At 61.6% G+C, this 26,607-nt stretch carries 25 protein-coding genes and 2 tRNA genes; 11 read left to right on the forward strand and 16 right to left on the reverse strand.

Translation table 11 applies throughout. The features are described from left to right. Position 1: 1 nt before the first annotated feature. Both mltB and LPW39_RS10975 read left to right on the forward strand, forming a co-directional pair. The gene (gene mltB, locus LPW39_RS10970) at positions 2 to 1,231 is read left to right on the forward strand and encodes a lytic murein transglycosylase B (RefSeq protein ID WP_230774551.1); all 1,230 of its coding nucleotides are present in this window, start codon (positions 2 to 4) and stop codon (positions 1,229 to 1,231) included. A gap of 158 nt (positions 1,232 to 1,389) precedes the next feature. Beyond that, positions 1,390 to 1,755: an Hsp20/alpha crystallin family protein gene (locus LPW39_RS10975; RefSeq protein WP_230774553.1), complete on the forward strand. Its 366-nt coding sequence runs from the start codon at positions 1,390 to 1,392 to the stop codon at positions 1,753 to 1,755. A gap of 80 nt (positions 1,756 to 1,835) precedes the next feature. On the opposite strand, the gene tsaD is transcribed toward LPW39_RS10975, so the two are convergent. Both tsaD and LPW39_RS10985 read right to left on the reverse strand, forming a co-directional pair. Further along, a complete protein-coding gene (gene tsaD / locus LPW39_RS10980) occupies positions 1,836 to 2,906 on the reverse strand; it encodes a tRNA (adenosine(37)-N6)-threonylcarbamoyltransferase complex transferase subunit TsaD (RefSeq protein ID WP_230774555.1) in 1,071 nt (356 codons plus the stop codon). A gap of 92 nt (positions 2,907 to 2,998) precedes the next feature. Continuing rightward, positions 2,999 to 3,730, reverse strand: a complete 732-nt coding sequence (locus tag LPW39_RS10985; protein WP_230774557.1) for a DUF937 domain-containing protein — start codon at positions 3,728 to 3,730, stop codon at positions 2,999 to 3,001. Positions 3,731 to 3,946: 216 nt separating this feature from the next. Between LPW39_RS10985 and ybiB the strand changes: the two genes are divergently transcribed. From ybiB to LPW39_RS11000, 3 genes are all read left to right on the forward strand, one after another. Further along, complete coding sequence (gene ybiB, locus LPW39_RS10990; RefSeq protein WP_230774559.1) at positions 3,947 to 4,885, forward strand: DNA-binding protein YbiB; 939 nt, start codon at positions 3,947 to 3,949, stop codon at positions 4,883 to 4,885. Further along, positions 4,878 to 5,774 (forward strand): uroporphyrinogen-III C-methyltransferase, encoded by an 897-nt coding sequence (gene cobA, locus LPW39_RS10995; protein ID WP_230774561.1) that lies wholly within the window; start codon positions 4,878 to 4,880, stop codon positions 5,772 to 5,774. The genes ybiB and cobA overlap by 8 nt, the downstream gene beginning before the upstream one ends. A gap of 71 nt (positions 5,775 to 5,845) precedes the next feature. Then, entirely contained in the window at positions 5,846 to 7,033 is a 1,188-nt protein-coding gene (locus LPW39_RS11000) for a glycerophosphodiester phosphodiesterase family protein (protein ID WP_230774563.1), read from the forward strand. A gap of 138 nt (positions 7,034 to 7,171) precedes the next feature. Here LPW39_RS11000 and LPW39_RS11005 read toward each other — a convergent pair whose 3' ends face one another. From LPW39_RS11005 to LPW39_RS11045, 9 genes are all read right to left on the reverse strand, one after another. Then, positions 7,172 to 7,657, reverse strand: a complete 486-nt coding sequence (locus LPW39_RS11005) for an acyl-CoA thioesterase (protein WP_230774565.1) — start codon at positions 7,655 to 7,657, stop codon at positions 7,172 to 7,174. Positions 7,658 to 7,807: 150 nt separating this feature from the next. Then, on the reverse strand, positions 7,808 to 8,131 hold the full coding sequence (locus tag LPW39_RS11010) for an FHA domain-containing protein (RefSeq protein WP_230774566.1): 324 nt from the start codon (positions 8,129 to 8,131) through the stop codon (positions 7,808 to 7,810). 467 nt (positions 8,132 to 8,598) lie between these two features. Further along, a tRNA-His gene (locus LPW39_RS11015) sits at positions 8,599 to 8,674 on the reverse strand. A 60-nt stretch (positions 8,675 to 8,734) separates the two neighbouring features. After that, entirely contained in the window at positions 8,735 to 10,648 is a 1,914-nt protein-coding gene (locus LPW39_RS11020; protein WP_230774576.1) for a SurA N-terminal domain-containing protein, read from the reverse strand. A gap of 728 nt (positions 10,649 to 11,376) precedes the next feature. Then, positions 11,377 to 11,452 (reverse strand) — tRNA-Val (locus LPW39_RS11025). Positions 11,453 to 11,468: 16 nt separating this feature from the next. After that, positions 11,469 to 11,741, reverse strand: coding sequence for an HU family DNA-binding protein (locus tag LPW39_RS11030; protein WP_021026954.1), 273 nt, complete (start codon positions 11,739 to 11,741; stop codon positions 11,469 to 11,471). 306 nt (positions 11,742 to 12,047) lie between these two features. After that, positions 12,048 to 12,614: a CDP-diacylglycerol--glycerol-3-phosphate 3-phosphatidyltransferase gene (pgsA, locus tag LPW39_RS11035; protein WP_116927291.1), complete on the reverse strand. Its 567-nt coding sequence runs from the start codon at positions 12,612 to 12,614 to the stop codon at positions 12,048 to 12,050. 107 nt (positions 12,615 to 12,721) lie between these two features. Continuing rightward, positions 12,722 to 14,707, reverse strand: coding sequence for an excinuclease ABC subunit UvrC (gene uvrC, locus LPW39_RS11040; RefSeq protein WP_230774585.1), 1,986 nt, complete (start codon positions 14,705 to 14,707; stop codon positions 12,722 to 12,724). Between the two features lie 61 nt (positions 14,708 to 14,768). Further along, positions 14,769 to 15,983, reverse strand: coding sequence for a CaiB/BaiF CoA transferase family protein (locus LPW39_RS11045; RefSeq protein ID WP_230774587.1), 1,215 nt, complete (start codon positions 15,981 to 15,983; stop codon positions 14,769 to 14,771). 93 nt (positions 15,984 to 16,076) lie between these two features. On the opposite strand from LPW39_RS11045, the gene earP reads away from it, so the two are divergent. The 5 genes from earP (at position 16,077) to LPW39_RS11070 (ending at position 21,117) form a co-directional block, all read left to right on the forward strand. Then, positions 16,077 to 17,186: an elongation factor P maturation arginine rhamnosyltransferase EarP gene (gene earP, locus LPW39_RS11050; RefSeq protein WP_230774594.1), complete on the forward strand. Its 1,110-nt coding sequence runs from the start codon at positions 16,077 to 16,079 to the stop codon at positions 17,184 to 17,186. Positions 17,187 to 17,351: 165 nt separating this feature from the next. Next, positions 17,352 to 17,906 (forward strand): elongation factor P, encoded by a 555-nt coding sequence (gene efp, locus LPW39_RS11055; protein WP_021026959.1) that lies wholly within the window; start codon positions 17,352 to 17,354, stop codon positions 17,904 to 17,906. 220 nt (positions 17,907 to 18,126) lie between these two features. After that, the gene (locus LPW39_RS11060; protein ID WP_230774596.1) at positions 18,127 to 18,768 is read left to right on the forward strand and encodes a DUF2239 family protein; all 642 of its coding nucleotides are present in this window, start codon (positions 18,127 to 18,129) and stop codon (positions 18,766 to 18,768) included. A 41-nt stretch (positions 18,769 to 18,809) separates the two neighbouring features. Then, a complete protein-coding gene (locus tag LPW39_RS11065) occupies positions 18,810 to 20,198 on the forward strand; it encodes an MATE family efflux transporter (protein ID WP_230774598.1) in 1,389 nt (462 codons plus the stop codon). Positions 20,199 to 20,304: 106 nt separating this feature from the next. Beyond that, positions 20,305 to 21,117: a PPK2 family polyphosphate kinase gene (locus tag LPW39_RS11070; RefSeq protein WP_230774600.1), complete on the forward strand. Its 813-nt coding sequence runs from the start codon at positions 20,305 to 20,307 to the stop codon at positions 21,115 to 21,117. Positions 21,118 to 21,203: 86 nt separating this feature from the next. Here LPW39_RS11070 and rimO read toward each other — a convergent pair whose 3' ends face one another. The 3 genes from rimO to LPW39_RS11085 all read right to left on the reverse strand — a co-directional run bounded on the left by rimO (position 21,204) and on the right by LPW39_RS11085 (position 23,808). Beyond that, positions 21,204 to 22,607 (reverse strand): 30S ribosomal protein S12 methylthiotransferase RimO, encoded by a 1,404-nt coding sequence (gene rimO / locus LPW39_RS11075; protein ID WP_230774610.1) that lies wholly within the window; start codon positions 22,605 to 22,607, stop codon positions 21,204 to 21,206. A 229-nt stretch (positions 22,608 to 22,836) separates the two neighbouring features. Beyond that, positions 22,837 to 23,421 carry a hypothetical protein gene (locus LPW39_RS11080; protein ID WP_230774612.1) on the reverse strand — a complete coding sequence of 195 codons (585 nt, stop codon included), beginning with the start codon at positions 23,419 to 23,421 and terminating at the stop codon, positions 22,837 to 22,839. A gap of 3 nt (positions 23,422 to 23,424) precedes the next feature. Beyond that, positions 23,425 to 23,808: a hypothetical protein gene (locus tag LPW39_RS11085; protein ID WP_230774614.1), complete on the reverse strand. Its 384-nt coding sequence runs from the start codon at positions 23,806 to 23,808 to the stop codon at positions 23,425 to 23,427. A gap of 289 nt (positions 23,809 to 24,097) precedes the next feature. Here LPW39_RS11085 and LPW39_RS23595 point away from each other — a divergent pair, with 289 nt between their 5' ends. Beyond that, positions 24,098 to 24,484, forward strand: coding sequence for a helix-turn-helix domain-containing protein (locus LPW39_RS23595; protein WP_407928829.1), 387 nt, complete (start codon positions 24,098 to 24,100; stop codon positions 24,482 to 24,484). A gap of 354 nt (positions 24,485 to 24,838) precedes the next feature. Here the strand turns inward: LPW39_RS23595 and phaR are convergent, their stop codons facing one another. Together phaR and LPW39_RS11095 are read right to left on the reverse strand one after the other, a co-directional pair. Further along, positions 24,839 to 25,381 carry a polyhydroxyalkanoate synthesis repressor PhaR gene (gene phaR, locus LPW39_RS11090; RefSeq protein WP_021026964.1) on the reverse strand — a complete coding sequence of 181 codons (543 nt, stop codon included), beginning with the start codon at positions 25,379 to 25,381 and terminating at the stop codon, positions 24,839 to 24,841. A 140-nt stretch (positions 25,382 to 25,521) separates the two neighbouring features. Beyond that, a complete protein-coding gene (locus tag LPW39_RS11095) occupies positions 25,522 to 26,460 on the reverse strand; it encodes a LysR substrate-binding domain-containing protein (protein WP_230774616.1) in 939 nt (312 codons plus the stop codon). Between the last annotated feature and the right edge of the window lie 147 nt (positions 26,461 to 26,607).

A 26,607-nucleotide genomic window follows, 5' to 3' on the forward strand; every position in this document is an offset into this window, starting at 1 on the left:
CATGCACCGAATTCTTCAGACCACCGTGGCCGTGCTGTGCGCCGGCCTGTGCGCGACGGGCGCCTACGCGCAAAAAAACACTAGCAACAAAGCCCGCAGCGCTGATTCCGCCCCTGCAGCATCCAGCTATGGCAACCGGCCCGAGGCCGAGGCTTTTGTCCGCGAGGTGGCCGAGCGCCGCCATATCGATGAGGCCTGGCTGCGCGCCAGCATCAAGCAAGCCCGCTTCAATGCCACCGTGCAGCGCCTGATGACGCCGCGCACCGGGCCAGCGGGCGTCAAGAACTGGCGCGGCTACCGCAGCCGCTTTGTTGAACCGATCCGCATCCGCGCCGGTCTGCGCTTCTGGAACGAGAACGCCGCCACCCTGGCCCGCGCTGAGCAGACCTATGGCGTGCCGGCCGAGTACATCGTCGGCATCATCGGGGTCGAGACCATTTACGGCCAGCAGATGGGCAACTTCACGGTAGTCGATGCGCTGGCCACCTTGGCTTTCGACTATCCTGCAAGCCACCCGCGCGCGGCCGACCGCGCCAAGTATTTCCGGGGCGAACTGGAGCAGTTCCTGGCCACGGCCTACCTCACCGACAGCAACCCCTTCGACACGGTCGGCAGCTACGCCGGCGCGATGGGCATGCCCCAGTTCATGCCGACCAGCTGGTCCAACTACGCAGTCGATTTCGATGGCGACGGCAAGATCAACCTGTTTGGCAGCACCGCCGATGCGATCGGCTCGGTAGCCAACTACTTCGTCGCCCATGGCTGGCAGCGCGGCATGCCGGCCTACTACGACGTGCAGGTGAACAGCACGCCGGCACAGCTGGAGACCTTGCTGGCCCCGGATATCAAGCCCAGCTTCAGCGCCGCCGAGATGGCCGCACTGGGCCTGCGCATCCAGGCACCGGGCGACCAGCACAATGGCCCGCTCGCACTGATCGAGCTGCCCAATGCCAGCGCCGCCACCCAGTACGTGGTGGGTACGCCCAACTTCTACACCATCACCCGCTACAACCTCTCGAGCTTCTATGCGATGTCCGTGGTGGAGCTGGGCCAGACCATTGCGCGTGCACGCAGCGGTGCGCCAGCGGCGGCAGACAGCGAGCCCAGTGCGCCCGATCCGAGCAGCGAGACCAGCAACTCCCCCACTGCCGAAGCGGCCGCAAAGGCCTATCTGCGCAGCAAGGCGCGCCAGCAGCGCACGCCCGATCCGGCCAATTTCAGCGCGCCCTGATCCCTGGCCGGGCGACACATATGGACGTGATCTGCAGGCTTTCAAGGCCTGCACTGCAAAAATAAAAGGCCGCAATTTTCTCTTGAAATTGCCGCATCTTCATCCAACTATCAGTCATCGAGCAGCAACCCCGCTGCCCTGTTTCACAAGGATTGAAGATGATCATGACCCCTCTGATGCACCGCTCGGCCTACGCTGTCTCCCCTTCCGCCATGGACGCTGCCTTGCAGCGCTTCCTCCAGGCCACCACCACCACCGCCCAGGACACCGTGCAGCAAGACGGCCAGGTGTTCAGCATCAGCGTGGATGTGCCGGGCCTCTCGCGTGAACAGCTGCGCATCGAGCTGCAGGACAAGACCGTGCGTCTGGCCAGCATTGAAGGTGCACCCCGCAGCATCCAGCGCGCTTGGAAGCTGCCTGCAACTATCGATGCTGCAGCCTCCAAAGCCAGCCTGGAAAACGGCGTGCTGACCCTGGTGCTGAGCACCAACCAGCCCAGCACCCAGACCTTGGCGATTGCATAAACGCCAACACCGCAGCAAGCAAAAGGGGCCTGAGGCCCCTTTTGCTTGCAGTGCCAGTGGCATCCACCAGCGCATCAAATTTATACCGCAGCAGCGGCAGCAGGTGGCTGCTGCACAATGGCGTCCAGTGGCCAGCGCGGCTTGACGTCGAAGGCATACACCTTTTCGGCCTGCTGCTGCCCCGCTTCGATGCGCATCGCAGCCGCCATCGCAATCATCGCGCCGTTGTCGGTGCACAGATGCAGCTCGGGGTAGTGCACGCGGATGCCGCGCTTGCAGCAGGCATCGTTGAGCTGCTCACGCAGCAACCGGTTGGCACCCACGCCGCCGGCGACCACCACGCGCTTCATGCCGGTTTCCTTCAGCGCATTCAAGGTCTTTTTCACCAGCACATCGACAATGGCCGCCTGCGTCGATGCCGCCAGGTCGGCCTTGCGCGCCTCCAGGCCATCGCCCAGCTTCTTGGCCTGGGTCAGCACCGCCGTCTTGAGGCCGGCAAAGGAGAAATCCAGATCGCCGCTGTGCAGCAATGGGCGCGGCAGCTTGAACGCCTCGGGATCACCGCCCTGCGCCAGTCGGGACAGCTCCGGCCCGCCCGGGTACGGCAGTCCCAGCAGCTTGGCGGATTTGTCAAAGGCCTCGCCGGCTGCGTCGTCAATGGTCTCGCCCAGAATCTGGTACTGGCCCACGCTATCCACCCGCATCAGCTGCGTGTGGCCGCCAGAGACCAGCAAGGCTACAAAGGGGAACTCGGGCGGGTCTTCGCTCAGGAATGGGGACAGCAGATGGCCTTCGAGGTGGTGCACGCCGAGCACGGGCTTGTCCAGCGCGGCGGCCATAGCGCAGGCCACACCCGATCCGACCAGCAAGGCACCTGCCAGTCCCGGGCCTCGGGTAAAGGCAATGGCATCCAGCTGCGCGAGTGTGCAGCCTGCATCATCCAGCACCTTTTGCGTCAATGGCAGCACGCGGCGGATATGGTCACGGCTGGCCAGCTCCGGCACCACACCGCCGTAGGCGCGGTGCATCTCGATCTGGCTGTAGAGCGCATGGCTCAGCAGCTCGGGCACCGTACCCGGGCCACGGGTGCGCACCAGGGCCACGCCGGTTTCATCACAGGAGGATTCGATCCCCAAAATCAACTCACTCATGGGGCCAAAGTGTAGGCGCTCCCGGCCGGTTGTGCCCCCGGGCACCGGTCTACCCTGGCGGGCCGCCAGGGTTTGGCGCGGGGGCGGATGGCTCAGCGCTTGCCGCCCAGCAGCGAGCCACCGATTTTCATCAGGTCGCTGACATCGAGCTTGCCGTCGCCATTCTGGTCCAGCAGCGAGCCCAGCAGGCCGCCGCCCAGGCCGCCCTGCTGCTGCACCTGGTCTTTTTCCTGGCCCAGCGCATTGCCCAGTTGCGACGAGTTGAGGCCGCCCGACATGACGCGCTGCGCCAGGAAGGACATCACCAGCGGGGCCAGCATTTTGAGCAGGTTGCCGGCATTGGCGCCCAGACCGGTAGCCTGGCCCAGATTGGCCGAGGCCTGGTCTTGCTGGCCGCCAAAGATATGGCCCAGAATGCTGGCGCCGTCCAAGGCCGCAGGCGATGCAGCAGCGGAACCCGCAGCCGCGCCGCCACCCATGGCGCCGCCCAGCACACTGCCGAGCATGCCACCGAGGCCACCCAAGCCGCCGGCTTGTGCACCACCGCCGCCACCCAACAGCGAGCCCAGCAGGCCACCCAGGTCAGGGCCTGCGCCAGCACCACCTGCGGCGCCGTGGTCGCGCTGCAGCGCCTCAAACAGCGCACTGGCACCACCCGCGCTTTGCGCGTTGTTGCCCAAGGCGCCCAGCATCATCGGCACGGCCGCCTGCACGGCCTGCTCGGTCTGGGCCTCGCTCTGGCCCAGGCTTTGGGCCATCTGCTGGATGGGAGCCCCTTGCAGTTGCGCGAGGAGCTCATCGACCATCGAGGGATTTGCGGACATGTTCTTTCCTTTCATAAGCCCAGGCGGGCGTGGCACAGACTGCAGATAGTAGACGTTCAGCATGGCAGTGCAATAAGGAGTGGCGCAAATCTTCGTTAACCAAGGCCGCTTCACCGCCGCCGGCCTGCATACCCGAGATGCCGGATGGGCTGATTTTCCTTATTACTTACGTATATATAAAACCTAAAATAATGGGCACACGTATTTTTCAATGCCATGGCCATACAGCACTACATCAAGGAAATCGGGCGCGGCGCACGCGGCGCCAAGGCCCTCAGCCGTCTCGAAGCCAGCGATGCGATGGCGCAGATACTCGATGGCCGGGTCAGCGATTACGAAATCGGCGCCTTTTGCATTGCGATGCGCATCAAAGGCGAAACCGCCGAGGAGATGTGCGGCCTCTGGGATGCCGTGCATGCACGTATTGCCCGCTTCCACAGCAGCGCCGCGCTGCCCACTGTGGTGCTGCCCAGCTACAACGGCGCCCGGCGCCTGCCAACGTTGACGCCCTTGCTGGCCCTGCTGCTGGCACGCGAAGGCCTGCCCGTGCTGGTTCACGGCATGCAGACTGAGGCGAGCCGCATCACGGCCTTTGCGGTGTTCGAGCGGCTGGGGCTGACGGTCCGCGATGGGGCCGGGGCAATCGCCCCATCCGAAGTAGCCTTGGTGCATACGGCCACCTTGCTGCCCGCGCTCGCCAAGCTGCTGGCCGTGCGCCAGATTATTGGCCTGCGCAACCCCGGCCACAGCATTGCCAAGCTGCTGCAGCCGGTGGAAGGCCCTGCCGTCTTGCTGGGCAGCTATACCCACCCTGAATACCTGCCGATGCTGCTAGCCACCCTGGCCGAGCTGCAAACCCATGCCCTGCTCTCGCGTGGGCTGGAAGGCGAAGTCTGCGCCGACCCACGCCGAAGCCCTCAATACGACGGCTTTGTCGCCGGCCAGCACCAGCTGCTGCAAGCACGCAGCAGCGGCACCGACAGCCAGGTGCCCGGTCTGCCCAGCGAGCGCGATGCGGACACCACCGCCCGCTACACCGAGGCGGTGCTGGCGGGCCAGTTGCCCGTGCCCGCCGCCTTGGCCCAGCAAGTGGAACATGTGCTGGCCATCGCCCAACAAACACTACCCGCGTCCCAAGGTCTCCACCATGACTGACAGCAGCCTGCCCACTCTCACCGCGCGCCCACCGGCTGATGCGCCATTGCCAGGCCTGGGCCAGTGCACCCTGGTCGGTGCCGGCCCGGGCGATCCCGATCTGCTGACCATTGCCGCCGCAAAAGCCTTGCAACGCGCCACCGTGCTGCTGGTGGACGACCTGGTCAACGAGGCTGTGCTGCAATGGGCACCCGAGAGCGCCCGCATCGTCCATGTGGGCAAGCGCGGCGGCTGCCAGAGCACGCCCCAGGCATTTATCCAGCGCTTGATGCTGCAGGAGGTGCAGGCAGGAGAGAACGTGGTGCGCCTCAAAGGGGGTGACCCGTTCATCTTTGGACGCGGCGGCGAAGAGGTGGAGTTCTTGCGCGCCCATGGCATCGAGCCGCGCATCATCAACGGCGTGACGGCCGGGCTTGCAGCGCTGACCAGCCTGGGCGCCCCCTTGACCCACCGCGACCATGCACGGGGCGTCGTGTTCATCACCGGCCATGCCAAGCCAGGCAGCCAAGGCCCCGATTGGGCGCAACTGGCGCGCACGGCACACGATGCACGCCTGACCCTGGTGATCTACATGGGGGTGGCCAGCGCCGAGGCCATCAGCCAGGGCCTGGGCAGTGGCTTGCCGGCCGATACGCCGGTCGCCATCGTGCAGCATGCCAGCTTGCCCCAGCAACGCCATGCCATCACCGACCTGGCCCATTTACCCGCCACGATGGCGCGCGAAAAGCTGGCCAGTCCCAGCATCATCGTCGTTGGCGATGTGGTGCAATGCGTCGCGTTGGCAGCGCAGGCAATCCGTAACAACGAGCCGATAGCCAGCCGAGATTTCTCCGAGATTTGCGGATACGATAGCCAGGCAACCGTGGAAGACCAAGCATCCATAGCGTAGAGTAATCAATCTTTACATATGCACAGATTGTTTCTCCAGGTTCAATCCATAAAACGAGGAGCACTGACGATATGCAAAGACAACGCACCTGGCGCCTGTGCGCCGCTGCACTGGCCATTACCGCACTGACCGCCTGCAAGACCGAGCTGGGCCCGGGCGATGGTGGTGGTGGCACCAATCCCAACCCCAAGCCCTACCCCACGCTCGACGGAAATGCGCCGCAAAGCTTTTCGCTCAGCAGCATTGATGGCAAGGCGGCCAATACGGCCGAGAGCTTTGATGCCGCCATCGCGCAGGATGCCAACTTTATCGCCGTTGACTTGGTCATGAGCAAGGATGGCGAACTGGTCGCGCTGGCCTCGCCGGACATCACCAATATCACTGACGTCTCCAGCCGCAGCGTCTACGCCAATCGCAAGACCGTCCGTCTGATCGATGGCCAGTCGCACCAGGGCTGGTTTGCTTCTGATTTCACCTTGGTGGAACTGCAAAGCCTGCGCGCCAAACTAAATGACTCCAGCGCGCCACCGACCAATGCCACCACTGGCCGCATCCTGTCGCTCAATGATGTGATCGCTTACGTTAAGCGCCAGCGCAAGACCGTCGGCCTGTATCTGCAGACCCTGAACCCGACCTACCATAGCCAGCAGGGCCTGGCGATGGAAGACAAGCTGGTGGCGGCCTTCACCGCAGCGGGCTACACCCAGGAGACGGCGCCTGTACTGGTGCGCTCTTTGGAAGTGGCTCACCTGAAGGCCTTGCGCGCCAAAACCCAGGTTCGGCTGGTCCAGATGATCAATGGCGATCCAACGCTGGGCCGCGACGGGCAGATTCTGATGAACCTGCCCTACGGGCAGCCCTATGACTTCACGCTGGCCGGCACCTCTACCACCTATAACCAGATGGTGACCGCTGATGGTCTGGCCCAGATAAAGACCTATGCCAACGGCATCTCACCCTGGAAGCCCTTTGTCATCTCCGCGCGCTATCTGGACAAGAATGGCGACGGCCAGCCCGATGACCTGAACAACGATGGCTTACGGGACTACCGTGACCGCGAGATGATGGCACCTACCAACTTGGTGACCCTCGCCCATGCCGCCAAGCTCTTTGTTCACCCCTGGGAGTACCGCAATGATGTGACCTTGCTGGCCAGCGACTTCAAGGGCCAGGTCGCCGCCGAATACAAGCTGTTCTATGAGGTCGGGGTGGATGGTGTGTTCAGCGACGCCCCCCGCGACGCTAACCGGGCACGCTGAGAACGAGACCCATCGCCATAGCGCAACAGGGGCTGCGCTAAGACAATCCTTTAGCCAAGCCGCCAGCCAAAAAGGCAAGGTCACTGCACCTTGCCTTTTGTTTGTTCGCCTGGAGTTCGTGCCGCAGGAGTCAGACCGTCAAACTGTCTGCCGCGTCGTCTGCGCAAAGCGCCGCGCCAACTCTTTGCGCAGTTCCTTGCGCGTCAACGCCGCTTCCCAGCGGCGTTTTTCATCCGCCGTCTCCGGCTGCAACGGCGGCACCGGCACTGGCTTGCGCTGGTCGTCCACCGCCACCATCGTGAAAAAGCAGCTGTTGACATGGCGCACGCTGCGTTCGCGGATATTCTCCGCCACCACCTTGATGCCGATCTCCATCGACGAGGTGCCCGTGTAGTTGACGCTGGCGTAGAAGGACACCAGCTCACCCACATGGATGGGCTCCAGGAACATGACCTGGTCCACGCTCAGCGTCACCACATAGCGCCCCGCATAGCGGCTCGCACAGGAGTAGGCCACGTTGTCGAGCTCGCGCAAAATGGCGCCGCCGTGCACATTGCCAGAAAAATTTGCCATGTCCGGAGACATCAGCACCGTCATCGTGAGTTGGTGATGGGGTAATCGCATGGGCCGATTGTAGGCAGCGCGGATGACGGACGGTGGTGGCCCTGGCAAGCGCCCCTGCCTCCGCTCGGAAATGCCGCCATCAGGCATGTAAACGCTATTGCTGCCCAGAGCCCCTCCCCACAGGCACCTCACGCGCCCAACGCGCAACCGTCAACCTGCATAGGCATTGCGCGGGTGCTCCGAGCCATGCTTGACGAAGACCTTGTAGCAGCCAATCAGCACATAGTCCCCGGAGTAAAGCACCTTGCGGTGCATGCGCATGCCGTTCACAAAGATACCGTTCATGCTGTGGTGGTCCTCAATCGACAGGACACCGGCGCGGTAGTAGAAGGCGCCATGGTCGCGGCTGACTGCCGGGTTGTCGAGGCAGATGGCGTTGCCCGCCCCTCGTCCAAAGGTTGTGTAACCGTTCTCCAGAGTGAGCGAGTGCAGCACGACCCTGTGCGTGATGAAAATAAGGACTTCCGGCAGCATATTCCACCTCCTTCGTCCGACCGGATCACCAGTCGGAACCGCAGCCCCAGCATGCAGCTAGAACAAATTATCAATCGATTTATAAGAATAGATTGATAATAAATTACAACCTGAATTGATAGAGAGAAGCGCTAGGGGATACACGGGGGTATCAATTTTCTCTATCGAGAGGAAAAGCGTGCTTTCGAGGTGCATACAGGCATGACACAAGCGGCCAGCGCGACACACCGGATGACATAAAACACGCTGTGAAGGGTGGAAGGCGGTCGCTGCGACCGGCTAGGTGGCGGCAGCACTCAGGAATGCGACCAGAGAATCTGGAGCGAAGAAGATAAAGCCATGTGCTGCATGCCCCCTGTCGCCATGCCATTGCCCCGATGGCAGCCTTGGCAAGCGCTTGGCTCGCTGAAAACCGAAAACACAAAGCAAAACGCGCTAGGGCATAAGCACTAGCGCGTTTCTTTATTTGGGGTGGCTGATGGGGCTCGAACCCACGACAACAGGAATCACAATCCTGGACTCTACCAACTGAGCTACAGCCACCGTGTTGGGGAAGACATGATTATAGCCAGAAATTTGGCTCCTCTCATGAAATCGCCGTTTTTATGAATTTTTTGTTTCTGCGGGGCGTGGAACCTTGATCTGCGCCTTGAAACGCTCCTTGAGCATCTCGTAATAAGCGAGGGTCTCGGCATTGGCCTGGTAACGCTCAAACTCCTGCTTCTGGCGCAAGCGCAGTTCGGCAGAGTCTTCTCCCCGCGGCACGACCTTGTTCACGCGCACGACGGTGTAGCCGTCGTTGCCCAGGTCCACACCCACCCAGGATGCGGCATCGCCGATCTTGGCATGCATGGCGGCATTGAGGACGGCAGGCACCTGGCCCTTGGCATCCTGGCGCGACACAACAATGGGAGCGGCCAGCTTGGCACCTGCGGCGTCAGCCTTCCAGGCTTCCAGCTTGGCTTGTGCGTCCTGGCGAGCGAGTTCCGCAGACTTCTGCGCCACATACAGGTCATGGGCCTTGGCCTTGACTTCTTCGAACGGCAGAATGCGCGCGTCGAAGTGTTCCACCACACGGCCGGAGGCCAAGGTGCTGGGCGCCACTTCGATGGCTTCGGTGTTGCGCTTGTTTTGCAGCGCATCGCTGGAGAACAGCGCTTCCAGGAAGGTCGGGTTGGCCAGGGCGCCAGTCGCACCAGTTGCAGCCGTGCGGGTCACATGCTCAGCCTTCTGGATCTTCAGGCCCAGCTTTTCAGCCACAGGCTGCAGGCTGTCGGACTGCTCGAACACCATGTTGGAGAAGGTCTCGGCCACTTCGGCGTACTTGCGCTGCACCTGCTGGGCCAGCACTTCGGTCTCGATCTTGGCGCGCAGCTCTTCAAAGCTTGGCGTGCGGGGGGTCTTCACTTCACCCATCTTGATGATGTGGAAACCGTACTCGGTGCTCACCAGGTCGCTGATATCGCCAGACTTCATGGCAAAGGCGGCGTCTTCGAAAGGCTTGACCATATCGCCAGGCTTGACCCAACCCAGATCACCGCCGCCGTCACGCGAGCCGGTGTCTTGCGAGTTCTTCTTGGCCAGATCGGCAAACTGCGCAGGGTTGGCCTTGGCTTCGGCCAGAATTTGCTCAGCGCGTTGCTTGGCCTTCTCACGGTCTGCTGCCGACATGGAGGCAGGTGCGTCGATCAGGATGTGGCTGATGCGACGCTGTTCCTTGTCCATGAAGCGGCTCAGATTTTCCTTGTAGTAGGTACGCAGATCGTCTTCGCTAGGCTTGATCATGCCCTTGACGGCTTCAGCATTCAGAACCACGTATTCAATGGTGGACTGCTCCTTTTGGCGGAACAGCTCCTGGTTGCTCTTGTAGAAAGCCTCCACATCAGCATCGGTGGTCTTGACCTGGGACGCATAGTCCTTGGCAGCAAACTGGGCCAGCTGGATCTCACGCTGCTGGTAGAGCGCATCAACCGCCAGCTTGGTCTGCTCGTCGGTTGCAAAGGCCGTGTTAGATACACCGCCCAGCACCTGGCGCGCAGCAATATCGCGTCGCATGCCCGCTTCAAAGCCCTCGGGCGTCATGCCCTGGGCACCCACCAGTGCGCGGTAAGCATCGACGTCCAGCGAGCCATCAGGTTTTTTCAGCGCAGCGATCTGCGGGATCTCCTGCAGCGCGCGAACCAGCGAGGCATTGTCCACCGTCAGGTGCATTTTTTGCACGGCGGCATCGATCACCTGGTCACGCACCATGCGCTCCAAGGTCAGATAGCGGGCTTCTGGGCCGTCCATCCACTTGGCGTCCATGTTGGGATCTTGCTGACGCATACGGTCAGAGGCAACGCGGTGTGCATTGTCCCAATCCATCTGCGTAATGTCTTTGCCATTGACTTTGGCGACCACCGGGCTCTTTTCGGTGAAGTAGTTCTGGTTCACGCCCACCAAAACAAAAGACAGAATGATCAGCAAGAACAGCGGATACATCAGCACCTTGGAGTACTTGCGGATGGTTTCAAACATCGTCTAACTTTCCTGAGGACAAAAAAAAAGGCGAACCCTCATTCGCCTTTATTCGGTTTTACTCCAGGAGTGCGGGCTTGCTGCTTGGCCTGAAACGCCTACCCTACGCTTGCAATGGATGATTTCACATTACAAATCAATCAGATAGCCCCAGCGCCGACGCAGACACCCCGCCCCCCTGTCAAATAGGGCGTGCAACATGCGTCTTGGCAACGCATGAACGTCGAAACAGCAAGTGTACAGCGAAAGAGTTTTTGATCCCTATGAGGTCCAGGGGCGCGTTAGGGAATACGGGAATTTCGCAGCCGCAGAGGGGCGGAATGCGGCGCGGATGCCGCACTTCATCGGTTTGGCTCCAGATGCGAACTGGGGATCTGGCGGCTGGGATGGCCAGGATGCAGCACCCTGCCCCTCAACCTTTGCGTGGCGAGCGCATCTTGGCAGCGTGCAAGAGCAGCTTTATCAGTACAGCCGTCACGACCTGAAGGCATCGGTCCAAAGAATCCAGGGATACTCTTTGACAAAGCCAAGAAGTCTTATCGATTCCAGCCCTGCGGAAAGGCACCATGCCATCAAGATAATGACCGCGAAGCCATGCCAGACCAAGCGGCTGATTCATTTTTACTCGGCAGCGAAGAGCCGATCGCAGCAGACCTTGCAGCCGCCTATGGATGAACAAAGAAAAAACCCCTTAGATCGCTCTAAGGGGTTGATTTTCTTGGTTAGATTGGTGGGTGCTGACGGGGTCGAACCGCCGACCTACGCCTTGTAAGGGCGCCGCTCTACCAACTGAGCTAAGCACCCCACCTGATAACCGAAATTAGTTCAGCGCATCTTTCAATGCCTTGCCTGGACGGAACTTAGGCACCTTGGCTGCCTTGATCTTGATCGCAGCGCCGGTACGTGGGTTACGGCCGGTACGTGCAGCACGCTTGCCAACGGCGAAGGTACCAAAACCTACCAGAGAGACTGTACCACCTTTTTTCAAGGTCTTCTTCACTGCGTCAATGGTGGACTCCAGCGCACGAGCCGCAGCAGCCTTGGAGATATCAGCATTGTTAGCAATGTGCTCAATGAGTTCAGTTTTATTCACAAGCAGCCTCTATTAATCAAGAGAGTTAAGGAAGTGTATGTTTCATCCCATTATGAGCAGTTTGTATAGCGTACAACTGTCACAGATTCAAAAACAACACCACTGGCACGAAATTTTCATCTCGACCCCAGCGCCTCTGGAATGAGATGAATTCTAGACGGAATTTCTGGGTACTCAGGCAAAAAATCACTTTTTTTCGCTGACCAGCGCCCGGTTTGTCTTGCAAAAGCCAGGCATCACGGGCCCTGTAGCCTGAATTCCTTTTACAGGCGAGGTGCAGTCTACGCCCAAACCTGCTGCGGCCGACTAAGAATCAACCCTAGCCCGGATCTCGGGCAAGGCCTTTTGCAGGTAGTAGATCATCGACCAGACGGTGAGCACCGCTGCGCCCCAGATCAGCCAGGTGCCCCAGACGCCAGTGTCAATGCCAGCCACCTTGCCGTCATAGAGCAAAAATGGGATGGCCACCATCTGCACGGTGGTCTTGAGCTTGCCCACCATGTGCACGGCCACGCTCTTGCTGGCGCCAATGCGCGCCATCCATTCCCGCAGGGCCGAGATGGCGATCTCTCGGCCAATGATGATCAGCGCGACAAACACATCGGCACGCTGCAGGTAGACCAGGATCAGCAGCGAAGCGCAGACCAGGAACTTGTCGGCCACCGGATCCAGAAAGGCCCCGAACGACGAGGTCTGGTTGAGCTTGCGAGCCAGAAAGCCGTCGAGCCAATCGGTGAACGCGAACACCACAAACATGACGGTGGCCCACAGGTTCTTGGTGGCCATATCAAGAGGCGAGTAATACACGCCGATGATGAGCGGGATAGCGACAATGCGCGTCCAGGTCATGATGGTGGGGATCGTGAAGAACATGCGGCTATTGTGGCACGCTACGGTGCAAATTCAGTGAACGATATGGCGTTTAGCACCGATGGCAGGCCAGCCTGCGCAAGCTGTTGCCAGCCCGCACAGGCTGCGCATCAATGCAGGGCCTTGTAGATGTCCTCGGCCAGGGCTGGAGAGATGCCATCGACGGTCATCAGGTCATCGACACCGGCCTCCTCCACGCCGCGCACGCCACCAAAGCGCTGCAGCAGGCGCGCCCGCTTCTTGGGCCCGACCCCGGGAATGTCTTCCAGCCGGCTGCCCCCTACCCGCACCTTGGCACGCGCAGCGCGCATGCCGGTGATCGCAAAGCGGTGCGCCTCGTCGCGTATCTGCGCCACCAGCATCAGCGCGGCCGAGTCACGGCCCAGATAGACCTTGTCGCGCCCGTCGCAGAACACCAGTTCTTCCAGGCCCACCTTGCGGCCCTCGCCTTTCTCCACACCCACGATGCGCGACAGGTCCAGACCCAGCTCGGCAAACACCTCGCGCGCCACGCCGACCTGGCCCTTGCCGCCGTCGATCAGCACGATGTCGGGCAAACGGGCAGCGCCCTTGCCCAGCTCGGCACCGCCGGCGTCGCGCTGGGCCTCGGCCACCTTGCTGTAGCGGCGCGTCAGCACCTGGCGCATGGCGGCATAGTCGTCGCCGCCGGTGATGCCCTCGATCTTGTAGCGCCGGTATTCGCTGCTTTGCATCTTGTGGTGGTGGAACACCACGCAAGAGGCCTGGGTGTTCTCACCCGAGGTGTGCGAGATGTCAAAACACTCGATGGTCAGCTGGTCGATATCGTCCTGCGGCAAATCCAGTGCTTCGACCAAGGCACGTGTGCGCGCTTGCTGCGAGCCCTCTTCGGCCAGCAGGCGGGCCAGTTGCAGCTGCGCATTTTTTTGCGCCATCTCCAGCCACACCCGGCGCTCCTCGCGCGGCTGCGACACCGCCGCAATGCGCGTGCCGGTCTGCTGGGACAAGGCCTCCAGCAGCGCGGGCTCCAGTGCCACGCTGACCACCAGCACCGGCGGCGGTGCCACCTGCAAATAGTGCTGGGCCACGAAGGCTTCCAGCACGCGCTGCTCCACGGTCTTGGCAGGTGGGGCCACACTCGGCTGGCCGCCCGCCTGGTCCTCGGCTTCTTCGGCCTCTTCCATGCTGGCGATGGCTGCGCTGTCCTCGACATGCACCGGGAAGTACGCACGGTCACCCAGATGCCGGCCACCGCGCACCATGGCCAGGTTCACGCAGGCCTTGCCGCCCTGCACCTGCACCGCGAGCATGTCCACATCGCGGTCGTCGATGGTCTCGATGCTTTGCTGGTGCAGCATGCTAGCCAGCGCCTTGATCTGGTTACGGATGTCGGCCGCCTGCTCAAACTCCAGCTTGTCCGAGTGCGCCATCATGCGCGCCTCCAGCGTCTTGAGCAGGGTGTCGGTCTCGCCGCGCAGCATGGCCTCGGCATGGGCCACATCGGCGGCGTAGTCCTCGGGGCTGATGTGGTCCACGCAGGGGGCACTGCAGCGCTTGATCTGGTACAGCAGGCAAGGCCGGGTGCGGTTGCTGAAGATGCTGTCCTCGCAGGTGCGCAGGCGGAACACCTTTTGCAGCAGCAGGATGGTTTCCTTGACCGCCCAGGCATTTGGGTAGGGGCCGAAATAGCGCTGGCGCTTGTCGGTCGCACCCCGGTAATAGGCCACGCGCGGGTAGCACTGGCTGGGGGGCGTGCGCATGTCGCCATCGTGGATGGCCATGCCGGTGATCTTCAGGTAGGGATAGCTTTTGTCATCCCGAAAAAGAATGTTGTATTTCGGGTGCAGGGTCTTGATGAGGTTGTTTTCCAGCAGCAGCGCTTCGGCTTCGGAGCGCACCACCGTGGTCTCCATGCGCACGATCTTGCCCACCATGTGGCCGATGCGCGTGCCGCCATGGTCCTTCTGGAAATAGCTCGATACCCGGCGCTTGAGGTTGATGGCCTTGCCCACATACAGCAGGGCATCGCTGGCGTCGAAATAGCGGTAGACCCCGGGCATGGCTGGCAAGCCAGCCACCTGGGCAAGAAGTTCGGGAGAGTGCACGTAGGTGGGCATGGCGCTATTGTCTTATGCCCAGGCCCGGCCCGCAGCGAACAGGCCCTTCAGCCATGTGCGCTCACTGCACAATGCCGCGCTCACGCAAGGCCGCAATCTGCGCAGCGCTCAGGCCCAGGCCCTGCAGTACGGCATCGGTGTCATCGCCCAGATGGGGCGCGCTGCTGCGGATCGTGCCTGGCGTAACGGACAGCTTGGGCACGATGCCCGGCACCTCGACCGTGTGTCCATCGCGCGTGGTTTGCGGCACGATCATCTGGCGCGCACGGTAGTGTGGGTCTTCGCTGATGTCCTTGGCGGTGTAGACCTTGCCGGCCGGCACCCTTGCAGCGGCCAACGCATCCATCACCTGCGCAATCGCGCGCGGCTGTGTCCAGGCGCTGATGGCCGCATCGATCTCCTCTATACGTGCCACCCGTCCCGCATTGCTGGCCAGGTCGGGCGCCTGGCCCAGGTCAGGCCGGCCAATGGTGTCCATCAGCCGCCTGAAGATGCTGTCGCCATTGCCGGCCACCAGCACCCAGCCATCCTGGCAGGCATAGGCGTTGGACGGCGCAATGCCCGGCAAGGCGCTGCCCGCCGCCTCGCGCACCACGCCAAAGGCGCTGTACTCGGGGATCAGGCTTTCCATCACATTGAAGACCGCCTCATGCAAGGCCACATCGATCACCTGGCCGCTGCCGCCATTCACCTTGCGGTGGTAGAGCGCCATCATCACGCCGATGACGCCATGCAGTGCCGCCAAGGTGTCGCCAATCGACACCCCCACGCGCACAGGCACCCGCCCGGGCTCGGCCGTCAGGTGGCGCAGGCCGCCCATCGCCTCGCCAATCACGCCAAAGCCTGGCAGGTCGCGGTAAGGGCCGGTTTGCCCGTAGCCGGAGATGCGCAGCATCACCAGGCCCGGGTTGATCGCATGCAGCTCCTCGGGCGACATGCCCCAGCCCTCGAGGGTGCCGGGGCGGAAGTTCTCCACCAGCACATCGGCCTCGGCAATCAGCTGGCGGGCAATGTCCTGCGCTTCTTTCTGGCGCAAATCCAGCGCCAGCGATTGCTTGTTGCGCGACTGCACCTGCCACCAGACGGAGGTGCCATCCTGCAGCAGGCGCCAGTTGCGCAGCGGGTCGCCCGCGCCGGTGGCCTCGATCTTGACCACCTCGGCCCCAAACTCGCCCAAGGTCTTGCCGCAAAAGGGGCCGGCAATCAGCTGGCCCATCTCGACCACCTTGACGCCTTGCAAAGCCATGGGCCCGGGGGTTGCAGTGTGGGGGTTCATGTCTGTCTCCATGCTTGATCAACTGGGGCTTATTGTGGCCCAGGCGCATACCCCGCGCAGTGACGCCCGGGACTGCACTATCATCGCCCCGTCATGCCCAACGCTCCCACCCAGCCCTCCGCCACGCCCATCCCAGCCCCACAGGTCTGGGATATCTTTTGCCAGGTGATCGACAACTTTGGCGACATTGGCGTCTGCTGGCGCCTGGCTGCCGACCTGGCCCAGCGCGGCTGCCAGGTGCGCCTGTGGGTGGACGACGCCAGCGCGCTGGCCTGGATGGCGCCGCAGGGCGCAGCTGGCGTGACGGTGCAGCCCTGGCCCGATGCGGTGCCGGCCAGCGGCGTTGCCGATGTGGTGGTGGAAGCCTTTGGCTGCGAGATTCCGCCCGCCTTCCAGCAGGCGCTGGCGGCGCGTGCGCAGTCCTCAACACAGCGGCCCAACGTCTGGATCAATCTGGAATACCTGTCTGCCGAAGACTATGTGGAACGCTGCCACCGCCTGCCCTCAAGGCTGATGAGCGGCCCCGCTGCTGGCCTTACGCGCTGGTTCTTCTACCCCGGGTTCAGCACCGGCACCGGCGGCCTGCTGCGCGAGGCCGATCTGCCCCAGCGCCGGGCAGGCTTTGACCGCAGCGCCTGGCGCGCGCGACACGGCCTGCAAGACGGCGACCTGGTGTTTTCGCTGTTCTGCTATGAGCCGCCCGCTTTTTTGCAGGCCTTTGCCAGCGCTGGCTCGGCCACGCAATGGCTGGTCACCCCCGGCCGCGCCACAGCGCTGGTGCAGCAGCAACTGCCCCAGCCCCTGCCCCGCCAGGTGCAGCTGCTGCAGCCCTGCAGCCAGCCAGAATTCGACGAAATGCTCTGGTCCTGCGACCTCAACTTTGTGCGTGGCGAAGACTCGCTGGTGCGGGCACTGTGGGCAGGCCAGCCCTTTGTCTGGCAGATCTACCCGCAGGACGACAATGCCCACCATGCCAAGCTGGAGGCCTTTCTGGATTGGCTGGACGCGCCGGGCAGCCTGCGCCAAGCCCATGCCGCCTGGAATGGCATCCCAGGCACTGATGGCGCCCCCCCTGCCTGGCCCGCCCCCACAGCGGCGGTGCTGGCGCAATGGGCGCAGTGCGTGCAGGCGGCGCGCAACAGTCTGCTGCGCCAGCCCAGCCTTGCCGAGCAGCTGATGGCATTTGCAGACGAAAAATGTTAGAATCGGAGTCTTTGCGCTTATCCGCGCACCCAGCGCCGCCAGGCAGCTAGGTTTGACGGATGCGCACAACGCCGCGGAACATGCTACGGCGCAGCACAGCCCGTCCAACGACACTTGCGCGCCGCCCGTAGAAGTTTGAGCGGCCCAACACAGGCACCTATTGCTATGAAAATCGCTCAAGAAATCCGCGCTGGTAACGTGATCATGTTCGGTAAGGACCCGATGATCGTTCTGAAGACCGAATACGCACGTGGCGGCCGTGGCGCTGCAACCGTGCGCATGAAGCTCAAGAGCCTGATCGGCAACTTCGGCACGGAAAACGTGTTCAAGGCCGACGACAAGATCGACAACGTGATCCTGGAAAAGAAGGACTGCACGTACTCCTACTTCGCAGACCCCATGTACGTCTGGATGGACCCTGAGTTCAACCAGTACGAAGTGGAAGCCGAAAACATGGCTGACGCCCTGAACTACCTCGAAGACGGCATGACCGCTGAAGTGGTGTTCTATGACGGCAAGGCCATCTCCGTCGAACTGCCCACCACCATCGTGCGCGAAATCACCTGGACCGAGCCAGCCGTCAAGGGCGACACCTCCGGCAAGGTGCTCAAGCCTGCCAAGATCGCTACCGGTTTTGAAATCGCTGTGCCACTGTTCGTGAGCCAGGAAGACAAGATCGAAATCGACACCCGCACTGCCGAATACCGCAAGCGCGTGTAATGCCTGGGCCACGAGGCCCTCGCCGAAGCAACCTCCATGCCCCGCGCTGGAGGTTTTTTTTCGCCCCAGCATCGCTTGCACCCAACTCCAGTGCCAGCTGCAACAGGCCATCTGAAGCCTCAAACATCCAGATACATATTTTTACCCATTAAAAATAGCCAAATATTTTAGCCCCGGTAAAATACCTGGCTTAGCAAGAACAAAGAAAGAACAAGTGGCCATGACGACCGAGACATTGACCAGCCGGCTGACTATTTTCCAGGGCCACCAGCGCCTGCTGCAAGCCGACCGCCTGACGGTGCTGCGCTATCTGCAAAACCATGATGAACTGCACCCCGGCGGCAGTCTTACGCCCTTGTGGGTGTTTGATGACCTCTCCGGCCTGCGGCTGGATTTGAACTGGCGCTCGGAACTGGCACCGGCCCTGCAGCCTGCGGCCCCGCTGGATGATGCAGCCCCTGCAACCGCCGCCCCAGCTGCAGCAGCCGTTGAAGCGGCACCCCACAGCCGCACTGCACGCGCCGTGGGACGCCCCAAACTGGGCGTGGTCTCGCGCGAGGTCACTTTGCTACCCCGCCACTGGGAGTGGCTCAACCGCCAGCCCGGCGGTGCCTCAGCCGCGTTGCGCCGTTTGATAGACGACGCGCGTAATGCCCATGCCCAGCAGGATTCACAGCGTGCGGCGACCGAGGCCACCTACCAGTTCATGCAGGCCATGGCCGGCGATCTGCCCGGTTTTGACGAAGCCTGCCGCGCGCTGTTTGCCCACAAGCAATCGGCGTTTCTGCTGCAGACCCAGGCCTGGCCGGATGATGTACAAGCTTATCTGCACCAGCTCAGCCGCCCCATCTGGCCGGTTTAAGCACCCACCCGCTGCCCTCCCGATTTTGCACCCTCCCTCCGATGTCCCTGTCCATCCCCTCACCCCAGGCTGCGCCGCCCGCCCCGCCTGTACGCCCCCTTTGGCAAGTCTTCATGGTGTTTCTCGGCCCCATGCTGCTGTCCAACATCCTGCAGTCACTCTCGGGCACGCTCAACAGCATGTTTCTGGGCCAGATGATGGGAGTCAAGGCGCTCGCCGCCGTCGCGGCCTTCTTCCCGGTCATGTTTGTCTTTATTGCGTTTGTCATCGGCCTGGGGGCTGGCGCCTCGGTGCTGATCGGCCAGGCCTGGGGTGCGGGCCAACCTGACAAGGTGCGCGCCATCGCCGGCACCACCTTGATGACCGGGCTGGTCATGGGCGCAGTCGTGGCGCTGTTTGGCGGCCTGTTTACACAGCCCATCATGCGCATGCTGGGCACGCCGGCCGACATTCTGGAGCAGGCCACCATCTACTCGCGCATCGTGCTGCTGGGCATGCCAGGGCTGTTCATCTTTTTGCTGTTCACCTCGCTGCTGCGCGGGGTGGGCGACACGCTCACGCCCATGTGGTCGCTGATCGTGTCCACCGGCATCGGCCTGGTCAGCACGCCGGCACTGATCTCCGGCTGGGGCGGCCTGCCGCGCCTGGGCGTGGCCAGCGCCGGGGTGTCGATGATCCTGGGCTTCAGCATCGCCCTGGTCTGGCTGACGGTGCAGCTGCGCCGCAAGCGCAGCGTGCTGGCACCCAATAGGGCCCTGTTGCACTCCATGCGCCCGGATTGGGGCTTGCTGCGCGGCGTACTGCGCGTGGGTATCCCCACCGGCGTGCTGATGATCGCCACCTCGCTGGCCGGCCTGGTCGTCCTGTCGCTGATCAACGGATTTGGATCCAACGCCACCGCCGCCTACGGCGCCGTGAACCAGATCAATGCGTTCGCGCAGTTTCCGCTGATCTCGATCGCCATCACCGCCTCCATCCTGGCCGCCCAGTCGATCGGCGCCGGCCGCAGCGAACGCCTGCCCGCCATTGCGCGTACAGCGATGCAGATCAACTTGGCCATCGGGGGCGCCACCGCGTTGCTCGGCACCCTCTTCGCCAGGCCTTTGCTGTCGATCTTCATCACCGATCAGGAGGTGCTGCATGTGGCCGTGGAACTGCTGCGCATTGTGCTGTGGAGTGGCCTGCTGTTTGGCGCCTTCGCGTCCCTGGCAGCGCTGATGCGTGCCAGTGGCGATGTGCTGATCCCCACGTTGATCACCATCGGCGTGATTGCCACGCTGGAGCTGCCGCTGGCCTGGCTGTTCAGCCGCCACTTTGGCCTGGTGGGCATCTGGATGGCCTTCCCGGTCTCCTACGGCATCACCCTGGCGCTGCAGACCTGGTACTACCAGGCCATCTGGAAAAAGCGCCCGATCCGCAAGATGGTCTGAGCGCGGCAGGCCCAGCGCTGCGCACACCAGCCCAGGTGACAAGCGTCGTAAAAACTGAAATCATGGCTGCAGCAGCAGCCTGCCTTCCTTCAACGATCCGCCTTTTATGCCCAAGCTTGATAACTACCGCGTGCCCCTCAAGGGTCCCGTCCATCTGGCCGACTACGACCCGGCCGCCACACCGTTTGCCCACGGCACCGTCAAGGCCCAGGAAAAGGACCTGAAGATGCTCAACAAGCAGCTGGCGCAGCTGATGCGCCCGCTGCAGGGCGAGAACAAGCGCTCGGTACTGTTGGTGCTGCAAGGCATGGACACCAGTGGCAAGGACGGCACCGTGCGCGGCGTCTTCAAGACCACGGGGCCGCAGGGCCTGCGCATGGCCACCTTCAAAAGCCCGAGCAAGGAAGAGCTCTCGCACGACTACCTGTGGCGCTGCCATGCAGTGGCGCCCGCCAAGGGCGAGATCGGCATCTGGAACCGCAGCCACTATGAAGACGTGCTGGTGCCGCTGGTCAACCGCTGGATCACACCGCAGATCGCCAAGCAGCGCTATGCGCAGATCAATGACTTCGAGCGCCTGCTGGCCGAGAACGGCACCACCGTCCTCAAATGCATGCTGCATATCAGCAAGGACGAACAGCGCGTTCGGCTGCAGGAGCGCATCGATGTGCCGGAAAAACGCTGGAAGTTCAGCCTCGATGACCTGACGGTGCGCAAGCAGTGGGAGGCCTACCAGCAAGCCTATGAAGACCTGCTGGAAGCCACATCCACCACGCATGCGCCCTGGTATGTGGTGCCGGCCGACAACAAGCTGCACCGCAACCTGATGGTCAACACCTTGCTCAACCACTGCCTGCTGGATATGCAACCGCAGTACCCGGTGGACTATCCGGAGCTCGTGGGTCTGCAGGTCGAATAAGCGCGCGCCCGGCAAAAGCGCACCGACCACAGAAAAGGGGCCTGCTGTACCAGCAAGGCCCCTTTGCTTTGTCTGCGATCCAGTGTTTAAACCGGCACACCCACCAGGTCATGGCCCTGGCTGCGCACAATGCGCACCTTGATCAGCTCGCCGACCTTGTAGGTCTTGCTGAGCTTCTCGGGCGGCAGCAGGTGCACGACACCGTCGATCTCGGGCGCATCGGCATAGGTACGGGCGATGCCACCCTTCTTGCCCAGGCCGATGGCCTTGTCCACCAGCACCTGCATGGTCTGGCCCACACGGCGCTCCAGGCGCTTGGCGGACACCTCTTCGGCCACTTCCATGAAGCGGGCACGGCGCGCTTCGCGCACCTCAGCGGGCAGCATGCCAGGCAGCTCGTTGGCGGTGGCGCCTTCGACCGGGCTATAGGCAAAGCAGCCTGCGCGGTCAATCTCGGCCTCGCGGATAAAGTCCAGCAGGTGCTCGAACTCTTCTTCGGTCTCGCCGGGGAAGCCGGCAATAAAGGTCGAGCGGATCACCAGCTCGGGGCAGATCGCACGCCACTCACGGATGCGCTCCAGATTGCGCTCGCCGCTGGCCGGGCGCTTCATGCGCTTGAGCACATCAGGGTGGCTGTGCTGCAGTGGCACATCCAGGTAAGGCAGCACCAGGCCTTGGGCCATCAGCGGCAAGATCGCGTCCACCGTGGGATACGGGTACACATAGTGCAGGCGCACCCAGGCGCCGTGCGGCTTGGCCAGCTCGCCCAGCGCTTCCACCAACTCCAGCATGCGGGTCTTCACCGGCTTGCCGTCCCAGAAACCGGTGCGGTACTTCACATCGACACCGTAGGCGGAGGTGTCCTGGCTAATCACCAGCAGCTCCTTGACGCCGCCGGCAAACAGCGCCTTGGCTTCCTTGAGCACATCGCCAATCGGGCGGCTGACCAGGTCACCGCGCATCGAGGGGATGATGCAGAAGGTGCAGCGGTGGTTGCAGCCTTCGGAAATCTTCAGGTAGGCATAGTGCTTGGGCGTGAGCTTGATGCCCGCCTCGCCAAAGCTGCCAGGCACCAGGTCGATGAAGGGGTCATGCGGCTTGGGCAGGTTGGTGTGGACCGCGTCCATCACCTCTTGCGTGGCGTGGGGGCCCGTCACCGCCAGCACGCTGGGGTGCATCTGCTTGACCATATTTCCGCCGTTGGTACCCGTTTTGGCACCCAGGCAACCGGTCACGATCACCTTGCCGTTCTCGGCCAGCGCCTCGCCAATCGTGTCCAGGCTTTCGCGCACGGCATCGTCAATAAAGCCGCAGGTGTTGACGATCACCAGATCGGCACCTTCAAAGGTCTTGGAGGTCTGGTACCCCTCGGCGCTCAACTGCGTCAGGATCAGCTCGCTGTCGGTAAGGGCTTTGGGGCAACCTAGGGAAACCATCCCAATTTTCGGGATGACTGACTGCGCCACCTTATCATAAATCATTGATTTCATTTGTTTTTAGTGGCAGACAGCCAGAAATTCGTGGATTGAAAATTCTATTTCAATTGTGATACACGCATAGGTAACTCAATTTATATCGCTTAAGCATCTTTGCCCCAGTCACCGCAATCGGCCAGAAGCTGCCGTTTACTGGCAGGAGAAGCAGACTTTCAATTTTTCTGTTCCACCCGACAGCAAAGGCTGGTGGGGCCAGCTGCAGTATTTCGGTTGCTGGGATAGTTTAGGCTGCGATGCGCTTCATGATTGCTCGTAGCATCTCGGACATTCGCGCAAGGAGCACGGGGTCAGGCGGCGTTCCGCTGTGTACCAGCACGTTGCGAAACCGCAGCACCTCCTCCAATTGCACCAGTTCATCGCTAGATATCAATCCCTCCTTTAAAAGTTCAACAGTAATCGCTCGAATGGACATGCGGTTGAACTCGCGGCCTGTTTTCTCCAGCCGATCGCGTCCGAGCTTCTCAAAGCGCACCCACTGAAACAGGAACTCTGCAGCTGCGCCCATATAGCGGCTGCGTGCTAACTCGGTAGACTGACGCTGCCTACGGAGGAATAGATAGACAACAGAAAAGATCGAAATGAAGAAGCCGGTCGACGAAACCATCAGTGCCATCTGTTCACGCATCGTCAGATTGACATCTAGCTTCAAGATGAAGAAGTACGCCAAGGCTCCTATACCGATGAGCGCGCCAAACAATGCATATAGCTGAAATACCTGCTGAATGCGGCGAAAGGAATTCTGTCGGGCTTCCAATTCCCATAGGTCTTGTTCGTAGTCGTGTAAATTATCGATTTGTTGCTCTAACATGACCTACTCCATGATTGTTGAAATGGTCACGGCAAGAATAGCCAGCGCTACTACCACGACAAAAATAAGCATGTACGTCTTGTCTTGAAGCTTAGCTGCGTCGTAGCTAAACCCAACGGCCATGGACAAGACGGCAGCAACGATTCGAAGAACTTTTGCGCCGATCTTCCTCTTCGGTCGCGCTAGCCCTCGGCGTATTAAAACCGCCGCATCTCCAACCATGCTGCTTGTAATTTGAGGGGCACCGGATGAGGGATTGTGCGTAGCCTCAATTCGATTGGCTTCCTTTACCAAGTCATCAATAAATTCGCCGATGGATTTAGTCAATGCATGTCTGGCGGGATCGTTGAAACCCACTAGTTTCTTGTCTTCAACGTCTATCTGCATCGTTTCACCTCAGTCTACTTTGATGGATCAGAAGCCAAAAAATGGGCTTGCAGTACATATCCGCTCCAAATTTGTTAAATAGAAGCATATCGAAATAAGAATTAAAACAGCCAATCTAGATTCGCAACAGCTGCTCCACCAAAAACTGGTTAGCTGCATATCATAACTTGCCTACCGCTGGTATGAATGACCACTATACGGTTTTGATTTTGGCGGCACCTCAGGGTCAATTGGAGCCGTAAACACAAGTGCTCCCAGCACCCTAGGGACGGCAAGTAGACTCTCGATAATGAAGTCTTATCGAAACCAACCGAAGTCATACGAGCTGTGGACCGTCGGACAGCGTGTGGAATGGCTACTCAGCCGCCGCAGACTTACCCAGACCGATGCTGCAAAGTTGATGGGTATCTCGCAGTCAACTGTCGCAAACATTGTTGGTAGTGCGGCTCGGAAGCCAAGTGCAGTGACGCTGATGAAGATGGCACGCGCATTGGACTGCGCGCCTAGCTTTATCTTGGACGGAACGGGAGCCGCGCTAAGTTACGCGGGGGCCACACGAGACGATGCGTCGGAGTTGCTCGGTCTGTTCAAGGAGCTGAACGCAGATGATCAAAACATGCTGATGGTTTTCGCTCGCACTCTCGCACGGAGGCCATCAACGACTGATCCTGCCTGACAAAACCCGATATAGATACCGACGCTTATGGGCAGCCCAAACTGACGAACCCCACCTTGGGGGTTCGGTTGGCGTCGAGCGTCGCAGTGGCAGCGTGGGTATCGGTATTCATTTTTCTTGCAGGGGAACCTGGCAACTAATCTGGGCGGTATTTTAAAGCAGGCGCCCGGGCAGGCTCCGCCCCTGGGGTATAGACCCGCAGGCGGGGGCGCAACAGCAATAAAAACCGCCATCTACCGAAACTTCCGGTAGATGGCGGTTGATCACAGGGCAGGTTAGCGGGAATTGCACCCGCATCCGTATGCCTAGCTGCTAAATGGCAGCACGGCAGCAGGATGCTTTAGATGGCCAGCATCAAGGCCGCTTGATCCCAAAAGCCGTCAGCATCTGCTCCGTCTGCTTTTGCATTTGCTCCTGCATTTGCTGGAAGAACTGCTGCGACTGGGCCTGGTAGTTGCTTGCATCGGGCATGCCTGGCACGCCGGGCATCGGCATGCCCAAAAAGTTGCGCCACATCTCGGGCGTGGCACCCTTCATCTGGTCGGCAAAGCGGCCTTGCATCTCCGTGAACAGCTGCACATTGCGCTCCAGGTAGGAGCCCATGAAGCCTTGCATCGCATGGCCGTAGAAGCGGATGATGTTGACCAGCATGGCCTCGGTGAACATCGGCGCGCCGCCCGCCTCCTCATCCAGAATGATCTGCAGCAGAATACTGCGCGTCAGGTCCTCGCCCGTCTTGGCGTCCTTGACGACGATGGGCTCGTTTTGCATGACCAAGGCCTTGACCTCGGCCAAGGTGATGTAGGCAGAGGTCTGGGTGTCGTACAGACGGCGGTTGGGGTACTTCTTGACGACGCGCTCGGACGCGGTAGCTGTTCCTGGGGTGTTTTCCGGCACGCGGATCTCCTGTGTCTCTCGCCAACGGCGGGCGTTATGGGAATACCGACCATCCTAGTCTCTGGGACGGCGGTTTTTACCTCTAAGGCAATTTTTAGATTGTAGTGACGGCGGAGGCCTGTTGCGCTGCAGCACTTACCCTAAGATGCGCCCGCCCGGCCCTTGAGCCAGCTGCCAAAGGCCTGCAGCGCGGGCTGGGCGGGCATGGGCTCGGTCGCCAGCGGGGTCATCCAGTAATAGGCGCGGCTGCCTTTCAAAGGCTGCTCGCAGGCAACCACCAGCTCGCCCCGGGCCAGCTCATCCTCGATCAGCATGGGCGGGATCAGCGCCACGCCCATGCCGGCGGCAGCGGCCACGGCCAGCATCGAGAACAGCTCATAGCGCGGGCCATCGAGCGCATGGGGGGCAGGCACGCCAGCGGCATCAAACCATTTGCGCCAGCCATCAGGCCGGGTGCTTTGCTGCAGCAGCGGCAGCTGGGCCAGCACGGGGGGCGATACGGTCAGGTAGGCACGGCCGCGCCCGCGCTGGGTGGCGCCTTCCAGCAGGCGCGGGCTGCAGACCGGCACGATCAGCTCGTCCATCAACCAGGTGGCCTGCGTGCCCGGCCACTGGCGCGCCTGCTCAGCGGTGCCGGCATAGATGGCGGCATCGACCAGGCGCTCGGTAAAGGCAAAGGGCCGGGTCTGCACATCGATATGCACCACCACCCCCGGGTGCTGCTGCAGAAACTGCGGCAGGCGCGGCAACAGCCAGCGGGTGGCAAAGGTGGGCACGGCCGCAATGCTGATCGCGCCGCCTGCGCCCTGGTGGGCCATGATGTCCAAGGTGCCGCGCTCAATGCCCTGCAGCCACTGCGCCACCTGATGGCTGTACTGGTGGCCCGCAGGTGTAAGCACCATGCCGTGGCGCGAGCGCTTGAACAGCTGCACGCCCAGTTGCTCTTCCAGCGCAATGATCTGGCGCGAGACGGCGCTTTGCGTTAGCGCCAGCTCCTGGGCGGCGCGGGTATAGCTCTCGTGGCGGGCGGCGGCCTCAAAACAGGCCAGCGCCTGGGTCGAGGGAATCATTCGGCGCATATCTTGTCTCCGAGGTGACGCATCCAATCGCCTGGTTATTCTCTAGGACTGCACAGGGCAAACGTCTTTATAAATGCGTAGTTCGCATATCTGGATGATAAACAATCGTTTGCCGCCCTGCGACGGCGGGCCTACCATGGCGGCTGT

It is taken from the genome of Comamonas koreensis (assembly GCF_021026195.1).
GTDB classification, from domain to species: Bacteria; Pseudomonadota; Gammaproteobacteria; order Burkholderiales; family Burkholderiaceae_C; genus Comamonas; species Comamonas koreensis.

Coding starts and splice junctions, on each gene's coding strand:
- LPW39_RS11000 (WP_230774563.1), top strand. CDS start 5,846: ATGCAAAGACAACGCACCTGGCGCCTGTGCGCCGCTGCACTGGCCATT.
- LPW39_RS23595 (WP_407928829.1), top strand. CDS start 24,098: ATGAAGTCTTATCGAAACCAACCGAAGTCATACGAGCTGTGGACCGTC.
- LPW39_RS11020 (WP_230774576.1), bottom strand. CDS start 10,648: ATGTTTGAAACCATCCGCAAGTACTCCAAGGTGCTGATGTATCCGCTG.
- LPW39_RS11045 (WP_230774587.1), bottom strand. CDS start 15,983: ATGAACCCCCACACTGCAACCCCCGGGCCCATGGCTTTGCAAGGCGTC.
- ybiB (WP_230774559.1), top strand. CDS start 3,947: ATGGCCATACAGCACTACATCAAGGAAATCGGGCGCGGCGCACGCGGC.
- uvrC (WP_230774585.1), bottom strand. CDS start 14,707: ATGCCCACCTACGTGCACTCTCCCGAACTTCTTGCCCAGGTGGCTGGC.
- tsaD (WP_230774555.1), bottom strand. CDS start 2,906: ATGAGTGAGTTGATTTTGGGGATCGAATCCTCCTGTGATGAAACCGGC.
- LPW39_RS11010 (WP_230774566.1), bottom strand. CDS start 8,131: ATGCTGCCGGAAGTCCTTATTTTCATCACGCACAGGGTCGTGCTGCAC.
- efp (WP_021026959.1), top strand. CDS start 17,352: ATGAAAATCGCTCAAGAAATCCGCGCTGGTAACGTGATCATGTTCGGT.
- earP (WP_230774594.1), top strand. CDS start 16,077: ATGCCCAACGCTCCCACCCAGCCCTCCGCCACGCCCATCCCAGCCCCA.
- LPW39_RS11070 (WP_230774600.1), top strand. CDS start 20,305: ATGCCCAAGCTTGATAACTACCGCGTGCCCCTCAAGGGTCCCGTCCAT.
- LPW39_RS11065 (WP_230774598.1), top strand. CDS start 18,810: ATGTCCCTGTCCATCCCCTCACCCCAGGCTGCGCCGCCCGCCCCGCCT.
- LPW39_RS10975 (WP_230774553.1), top strand. CDS start 1,390: ATGATCATGACCCCTCTGATGCACCGCTCGGCCTACGCTGTCTCCCCT.
- cobA (WP_230774561.1), top strand. CDS start 4,878: ATGACTGACAGCAGCCTGCCCACTCTCACCGCGCGCCCACCGGCTGAT.
- LPW39_RS11005 (WP_230774565.1), bottom strand. CDS start 7,657: ATGCGATTACCCCATCACCAACTCACGATGACGGTGCTGATGTCTCCG.
- LPW39_RS11060 (WP_230774596.1), top strand. CDS start 18,127: ATGACGACCGAGACATTGACCAGCCGGCTGACTATTTTCCAGGGCCAC.
- LPW39_RS11080 (WP_230774612.1), bottom strand. CDS start 23,421: ATGTTAGAGCAACAAATCGATAATTTACACGACTACGAACAAGACCTA.
- LPW39_RS10985 (WP_230774557.1), bottom strand. CDS start 3,730: ATGTCCGCAAATCCCTCGATGGTCGATGAGCTCCTCGCGCAACTGCAA.
- rimO (WP_230774610.1), bottom strand. CDS start 22,607: ATGAAATCAATGATTTATGATAAGGTGGCGCAGTCAGTCATCCCGAAA.
- LPW39_RS11085 (WP_230774614.1), bottom strand. CDS start 23,808: ATGCAGATAGACGTTGAAGACAAGAAACTAGTGGGTTTCAACGATCCC.
- mltB (WP_230774551.1), top strand. CDS start 2: ATGCACCGAATTCTTCAGACCACCGTGGCCGTGCTGTGCGCCGGCCTG.
- pgsA (WP_116927291.1), bottom strand. CDS start 12,614: ATGTTCTTCACGATCCCCACCATCATGACCTGGACGCGCATTGTCGCT.
- LPW39_RS11095 (WP_230774616.1), bottom strand. CDS start 26,460: ATGCGCCGAATGATTCCCTCGACCCAGGCGCTGGCCTGTTTTGAGGCC.